Annotated in this window: 3 protein-coding genes; all 3 read left to right on the plus strand. The window is 48.0% G+C overall.

The annotated features are described in order from the left end of the window. The first annotated feature begins 38 nt into the window (after positions 1-38). Complete coding sequence (gene rpoB / locus AB1466_02480; GenBank protein ID MEW6188969.1) at positions 39-3,389, plus strand: DNA-directed RNA polymerase subunit beta; 3,351 nt, start codon at positions 39-41, stop codon at positions 3,387-3,389. 42 nt (positions 3,390-3,431) lie between these two features. Then, the gene (locus tag AB1466_02485) at positions 3,432-7,259 is read left to right on the plus strand and encodes a DNA-directed RNA polymerase subunit beta' (protein ID MEW6188970.1); all 3,828 of its coding nucleotides are present in this window, start codon (positions 3,432-3,434) and stop codon (positions 7,257-7,259) included. 177 nt (positions 7,260-7,436) lie between these two features. Beyond that, entirely contained in the window at positions 7,437-7,808 is a 372-nt protein-coding gene (gene rpsL / locus AB1466_02490) for a 30S ribosomal protein S12 (protein ID MEW6188971.1), read from the plus strand. Positions 7,809-7,980 lie beyond the last annotated feature (172 nt).

The following is a 7,980-nucleotide window of genomic DNA, read 5'->3' on the forward strand; positions in this document are numbered from 1 at the left end:
TTTTGTCGCTATCTCCAGTGGCCCTTAGGGAGTGTGTAATTGCTTTGAAATCCAACTTCAGCAAGAGGGAGAGAAGAAGTTTTGCCAAAATTCCGGAAATCCTCGAAGTACCTAACCTCATTGCCATTCAGCGTGAATCTTTCGATTGGTTATTCCAGAAAGGATTAGCCGAAGTTTTTCGAGACATCTCCCCCATTGAAGATTTCACCGGTAATCTTGCCATAGAATTCGGCTCTTACGAATTTGGCAAGCCGAAGTATTCCGTCAGTGAATGCAAAGAGAAGGACATGACTTACTCCGCACCCCTATTCGTCACCGCTCGTCTCATAAATAAAGAAACGGGGGAGATAAGGGAACAGCAGGTCTTCATGGGAGATTTCCCACTTATGACTGGAAAAGGGACCTTTGTTATCAATGGTACGGAGAGGGTTGTTGTCAGTCAGCTTGTGCGATCCCCCGGTTTATATTTTGCTCGCGAAATCGACAGGCAGAGTGATAGAGTCTACCATACCTGTAAGATTATTCCCAGCCGGGGTGCTTGGCTCGAATTTGAGATCGAGAAGCGAGATGTAATTACGGTACGGATTGACCGCAAGCGAAAGATACCCATTACCATCCTTTTGAAGGCTCTGGGTCTTGGGGAGAACAAGGATCTCTTGAAGCTTTTCAATAGAGTCACCCCGATTAAGAGGACTTTGGAGAGGGATTTCACCGATTCTCAGCAGCAAGCCTTGGTTGAAATTTACAAGAGATTGAGACCCGGTGAGCCACCAACCGTTGAAAGCGCCAAAACTTTCATCGAGACTCTTTTCTTCAATCCCCACAGATATGATTTGGCAAAGGTTGGTCGGTATAAGCTCAATAAGAAATTGGGATTGGATATCCCCTTGGATGTCACGGTTCTCACCAGAGAGGATATCTTGGAGACAGTGAGGTATCTCATTCGTCTTCATTACGATGGCATGGGGGAAACGGATGATATCGATCACTTTGGAAATCGTCGAGTACGTCATGTGGGAGAGCTCATCCAGAATCAATTCCGCATCGGTTTGGCCAGAATGGAAAGGGTCGTTCGAGAACGAATGACCACCCAGGATGTGGAGACAATAACGCCTCAAACTTTGATCAATATTCGACCCATTGTTGCCGCCCTCAAGGAGTTCTTCGGTAGCAGCCAGCTCTCCCAATTCATGGATCAAACTAATCCCCTTGCTGGTTTGACTCATAAGAGGCGTCTCTCTGCTCTTGGTCCAGGAGGACTTTCCCGAGAGCGAGCCGGCTTTGAGGTAAGAGATGTCCACCCCTCCCATTATGGAAGGATGTGCCCCATAGAGACTCCTGAGGGTCCAAACATCGGTCTCATAGGTTCTCTTTCCACCTATGCGCGAGTTAACGAATTCGGCTTCATAGAGACCCCCTATCGGAAGGTTGTAAAGGGTAAGGTAACAGATGAAATTGTTTACCTCACCGCAGACGAGGAATATAAATATGTCATTGCTCAAGCAAATGCACTTTATGATAAAAAGACTGGTAAATTTCTACAGGATAAGATCTTGGCACGGATTGGGGAGGAGGTTGAGACCGTCGAACCTGAGAAAGTTGACTTCATGGATGTTTCACCAAAGCAGATCGTAAGTGTCGCCGCTGCCCTCATCCCCTTCCTTGAACACGATGATGCCAATAGAGCATTGATGGGAGCGAACATGCAGCGGCAAGCGGTTCCCCTAATCCGTACGGAAGCTCCCCTGGTGGGAACGGGTATGGAACATCGAGCGGTGAGAGACACTGGCGAGATCGTCCTGGCTAAAAGGGATGGAGGGGTAAAAACCGTATGTGCCGACTGCATCGAAATTGAGGTCGAAGACGGAGGCATCGATACTTATAAGCTTCAGAAGTTTAGAAGGTCGAACCAGGGGACCTGCATTAATCATAAGCCCATAGTAAATGAGGGCGATTATGTGGAGGCGGGACAGGTTCTCGCCGATGGACCCTGTACCGATAGAGGAGAGCTCGCGCTGGGTCGCAATCTTTTGGTTGCCTTCATGCCCTGGGAAGGTTATAACTACGAGGATGCCATCATCATTAGCGAAAGATTGGTGAAGAAGGATATTCTCACCTCCGTTCACATCGAAGAATACGAAGTGGATGCCCGTGACACTAAATTGGGTCCCGAGGAGATAACCAGAGACATTCCAAATGTGGGAGAAGAAGTTCTTAAAGATCTCGATGAAAGAGGCATTGTTCGCCTTGGAGCGGAGGTTTGTCCCGGAGATATTCTGGTGGGAAAGGTTACCCCGAAGGGCGAAACGGAGCTCACTGCGGAAGAGCGCCTCTTGAGAGCAATTTTCGGTGAGAAAGCCAGGGAGGTTAGGGATACTTCACTTAAGGTTCCTCACGGAGAAGGTGGAAGGGTAATAGATGTGAGGCTCTTCTCCAGAGATGCGGGGGACGAGCTTCCTCCAGGGGTGAACCAGTTAGTTAGGGTTTACGTCGCTCAAAGGAGGAAGATAGCTGAGGGAGATAAGCTCGCGGGAAGGCACGGGAATAAAGGTGTCATATCGAAGATCGTACCCGAGGAGGATATGCCTTTCCTAGCGGACGGGACTCCTGTGGATATCGTCCTCAATCCTCTTGGGGTTCCCTCCCGAATGAACATCGGTCAGATATTGGAGACCCATCTCGGTTGGGCTGCGAAGGTGGGCTGGAGCGATAACGGTGAACCCACAAACGGACCGGTTTTCGTGGTCTCCCCCGTCTTCGATGGTGCGAATGAGAAGGAAATCAAAGAAGCTCTGTGCAAAGCTGGGCTCCCCGAATCCGGAAAGACCATACTCTACAATGGAAAAACCGGGGAACCCTTCAATCAACCCATAACCGTGGGCTATATTTACATGATGAAATTATTACATCTGGTTGACGACAAGATACATGCTCGATCCACCGGTCCTTATTCCCTGGTCACCCAGCAACCCCTCGGTGGAAAAGCACAGTTTGGTGGCCAACGCTTTGGAGAGATGGAGGTATGGGCATTAGAAGCTTATGGAGCGGCCTATACGCTCCAGGAACTCCTCACTGTGAAGTCCGACGACGTATTGGGTAGAGTCAAAACTTACGAAGCGATCGTCAAGGGAGAAAATATCCCGGAGCCCGGCATTCCGGAATCCTTCAAGGTTTTAGTCAAGGAGATGCAAAGTTTGGCTCTCGATGTCGAAGTACTCTCGGATGAAGGTAAGGAAATCGAACTCAAGGAGAAGGAGGAGGATGTCTTCAAGACCGCTGAGGAGCTGGGAATCGACCTACGTGGTGAGCCCGAGCCCGAAGCTGAGGAATCTTTAAAGACCTTAGAATCGACATCCGAATCCAAGAAGGAATCCCCGACGGGTCCATAGGACCGTGCCGCCAGCAGGCAGGGGATTAGGGAGGTATAACCCTTGTTAGAGGTAAATGATTTTGACGCCCTCAAAATTGGATTGGCTTCTCCCGAGCAAATCAGATCCTGGTCCAATGGAGAGGTCAAAAAACCGGAGACTATAAACTACAGGACGCTGAAACCGGAGAAGGACGGACTCTTCTGCGAAAAGATCTTTGGTCCCACCAGAGATTGGGAATGTTATTGCGGCAAATACAAGAGGATCCGCTTCAAGGGGATTATCTGCGAACGTTGTGGCGTTGAGGTCACTAGAGCCAAGGTGAGAAGGGAGCGCATGGGGCACATCGAACTCGCCGCTCCGGTCTCCCACATCTGGTACGTCAAAGGTGTTCCCTCTCGCATGGGATATCTATTGGATATCAGTCCCAAGGATCTAGAGAAGGTAATCTATTTCGCCTCTCACATCATCACCTTTATCGATGAGAAGCGCAGAGAGCAGGATTTACCGATGTTAAAAGAGGAGCTTGAAAAGGAGATAGAGGAGCTTAAGCACGAACTGGGTAAGGAAATCAAGCGATTGGAAGCTGGGAAGAAAAGGAAGATAAAGATCCTAAAAGGAGAAATAGAGCCGGAGGAAAGAGAAGTCGTTGAGGTCAGCGCCAATCCTTCTCTCGAGGTTGAGATCAGGAAGCTCGAAAGCCAAACCAACCATGAAATCAAAGAGCTTCAAAATGAAATGGCACAGAAAATTCAATGGTTAAATCGTGTCTTTGAAACCTTTAAGAATCTGGAATGCAAGCAACTGATCTCCGATGAACAGCTCTTCAGAGGTTTGAGGGCTCGGTATGGAGAATACTTCCATGGAAGCATGGGAGCGGAAGCCATCAAAGAACTTTTAGCGAATTTGGGCTTAGACCAGGAAGCTAAGCTACTCAGGAGGATCATAAAGAAATCCCGTGGACAAAAAAGAAATCGTGCGATAAAGCGGTTGAAGGTGGTAGCTGCCTTTAAAGAATCGGGGAATAAACCCGATTGGATGATTCTGGAAGCTATCCCGGTCATTCCTCCAGACCTTCGGCCTATGGTTCAGCTTGATGGTGGAAGATTTGCTACCTCCGATCTGAATGACCTCTATCGAAGGGTTGTAAACCGCAATAATAGACTGAAGCGCCTGCTCGATCTCGGAGCACCTGAGATCATAGTCAATAATGAAAAGCGGATGTTACAAGAAGCCGTGGATGCCCTGTTCGACAATGGTAGAAGAGGTCGTCCGGTTACTGGTCCTGGGAATAGACCCTTGAAGTCCTTAAGCGACATGCTCAAAGGGAAGCAGGGGAGATTCCGTCAAAATCTCTTGGGTAAGAGGGTGGACTACTCCGGGAGATCGGTTATAGTCATTGGCCCTGAATTGAAGATTCATCAATGTGGACTTCCTAAGGTAATGGCCTTAGAGTTGTTCAAACCCTTCGTTATGAAGAGATTGGTGGATTTGGGTCATGCTCAGAATATCAAGAGCGCCAAGCGCATGGTGGAAAGGGCCAAATCCGTGGTCTGGGATGTATTAGAAGAGGTGATTGGGGACCACCCCGTGCTTCTTAATCGAGCTCCAACGCTTCATAGATTGGGTATACAAGCCTTTGAACCCGTTCTCGTTGAGGGCAAGGCCATTCAAATCCACCCGCTCGTGTGCACGGCTTTCAATGCAGACTTCGATGGTGATCAGATGGCGGTGCACCTATCATTATCTGCGGAAGCCCAGGCCGAAGCGAGAATCCTGATGCTTTCCACAAACAATATCCTTTCCCCAGCTCATGGCAGACCTTTGGCTACCCCAACCCAGGACATGGTCCTCGGTTGTTACTACCTCACCGCTGAAGAAGATGGCTGTAAGGGCGAGGGCAAGATATTTAATAGTAGCGAGGAAGCCATCTTCGCCTACGAGCATGGTGAGGTGGACCTTCACGCCAAGGTTAAGCTTCGTATGAATGGTAAATCCCACGGATCTGCAAGACTCATCGATACCACAGTGGGGAGAATCATTTTTAACGATGCTCTTCCCGACGATTATCCCTTTGTAAATTGTGAGATTGGCAAGAAAGAGTTGGCCGATATAGTCGAGAGATGCTGCGAGATATACGATACGGTGAACACGGCTGAAATCCTGGACAGCATCAAGGCTTTGGGATTCTACCATGCCACAAGGGCTGGAGTCACCATCGGCATCGACGACATTCAGGTTCCCGAAGAAAAACGGAAAATTTTGGATGCTCCCGAGGAAGCGGTGGAGAAGATCGAAAAACAATATCGGAGAGGACTCATCACCAAGGATGAACGCCATCAGAGGATAGTCGATATTTGGACCAAGGCTACGGATGATGTCACCGAAGCCATGGAGAGGAACTTCAGCAAGTTCAATCCCATTTACATGATGGCAACTTCCGGAGCCCGAGGGAATATAAAGCAAATAAGGCAGCTGGCTGGAATGCGAGGTCTGGTTGCCAATCCCAGAGGAGATATCATCGACAGACCCATTAAGACTAATTTCCGTGAGGGTCTAACGGTATTAGAGTACTTCATCTCCACTCATGGTGCTCGAAAGGGATTGGCGGATACTGCCTTAAGAACCGCGGACTCTGGATATCTCACCCGCCGGTTGGTGGATGTTGCTCAGGAGATCATAGTAAGAGAAGAAGACTGCAAGACTAAGGAAGGAATCCCGGTGAGCAGCCTCAATGAGGAGGGAGAACTCAACTACAGCCTTGTGGGAAGAGTGGCTCTCGAATCAATAACCGATCCCGTGAGCAAAGAAGTTATCGTTGAAGCCAATCAGGAGATTAAGAAATCGGATGTTCAAAAATTCATAGACGCTGGCATTCAGAGCGTTATGACCAGATCGGTGATGACTTGCAGATCAAAATATGGAGTCTGTCGTCTCTGTTATGGATGGAGCTTAGCCCATCGGAAGATGGTTGATATCGGGGAAGCTGTGGGGATAATTGCCGCTCAGTCCATTGGCGAGCCCGGAACCCAGCTCACCATGCGTACCTTCCACACCGGTGGTGTAGCTGGAGAGGATATTACCCATGGTCTCCCACGTGTCGTTGAGCTCTTTGAAGCCCGAAAACCTAAAGGACAAGCACAGATTGCTGAGGTAAGCGGGGTAGTCGAAGTTAAGGAAACTGGTAAGCATAGGAAGATAATCATACACACTAAAGATGGTAAGGAAAAGCTCTACCAAGTTTCGAGAAGAGCACGTCTTAAGGTTGCCAATGGCGATAAGATAAAGGCCGGAGATCAGTTAACGGAAGGCTCCCTCAATCCTCATGACATTTTGAGAGTAAAGGGAATTCAGGCCGTCCAGCTTTACCTGGTGCAGGAGATTCAAGAGGTTTACAAGTCGCAAGGTGTGGAGATCAATGATAAGCACATTGAACTCATTGTCCGTCAAATGCTTCGACGGGTCACGGTGATAGATCCAGGAGATACCGAGCTCCTTCCAGGTCAGTTGATTGATCGACATATCTTTGAGGAAGAGAATGAAAAGGTACTCGCTGAGGGCGGAAAACCCGCTACGGCCAAACAGGTTCTTTTGGGAATAACTAAAGCATCTCTTGCCACTGACAGTTTCCTCTCTGCGGCATCCTTCCAGGAGACGACAAGGGTACTCACCGACGCGGCAATTACTGGAAAGGTCGATCCACTCCTTGGTCTCAAGGAAAATGTGATCATTGGCAAGCTCATTCCGGCTGCTACGGGGATGAATCGATACCGCAGCATAAGCATTTGTTTCCCTGAAGAGTTGCGGGAAGAACTCCATGGGGTAAGCGATTTGGCTGAATCGTCCGAGCAAGAAGTGGAAGAAACCGTTGACAATCCCGAAGAACAATGATATATTAACCTGCTGTGGCTTTGAAGATACGCAGGTACTCATGTGATGAGTAGCGAGTAACGCTTTGTTACTCGCTACTTATGTGAATTCAAGAATAAAAAATCATGAGGTCGAGAGCAAAAGAGTCATGGGTAAAGGAATAAAAATGACCCATGACCGTGACCCAAAGGGATAAAGATGCCAACCATTAATCAGCTCACCAGAAAGGGAAGAAAGAGGACAAAGAAAAAAACCACTACACCTGCTTTGATGGGTTCCCCTCAAAGGAGAGGGGTCTGTACCAGGGTTTATACTACCACTCCAAAGAAGCCAAACTCGGCCTTAAGGAAAGTAGCCAGAGTAAGATTGACTTCAGGTGTGGAGGTAACCTCTTATGTGCCTGGCATAGGACATAATTTGCAGGAGCATTCCATTGTTCTCATTCGTGGGGGAAGGGTAAAAGATTTACCGGGAATACGTTATAAGATAGTAAGGGGAGCCCTTGATACCGCGGGAGTCGAGGACAGGAGAAAAGCTCGATCCAAATATGGGGTTAAAGCACCCAAGTAATGACGACATAAATACATAAATAATACTTGTATAGGAAGGGATACTGTCAAATTCCAATACTAGTTTCTAAACTCTAAACAAACTCAAATGACCGAAGTTAAAAACTCAAAACAATAAAATCTTCGGTTTCATATTAGAAAAGGTAAAATAGGTTTTGGTCATTTGGATTTAG

This window comes from Actinomycetota bacterium (assembly GCA_040755895.1).
In the GTDB taxonomy this organism is placed as follows: Bacteria; Actinomycetota; Aquicultoria; order Subteraquimicrobiales; family Subteraquimicrobiaceae; genus Subteraquimicrobium.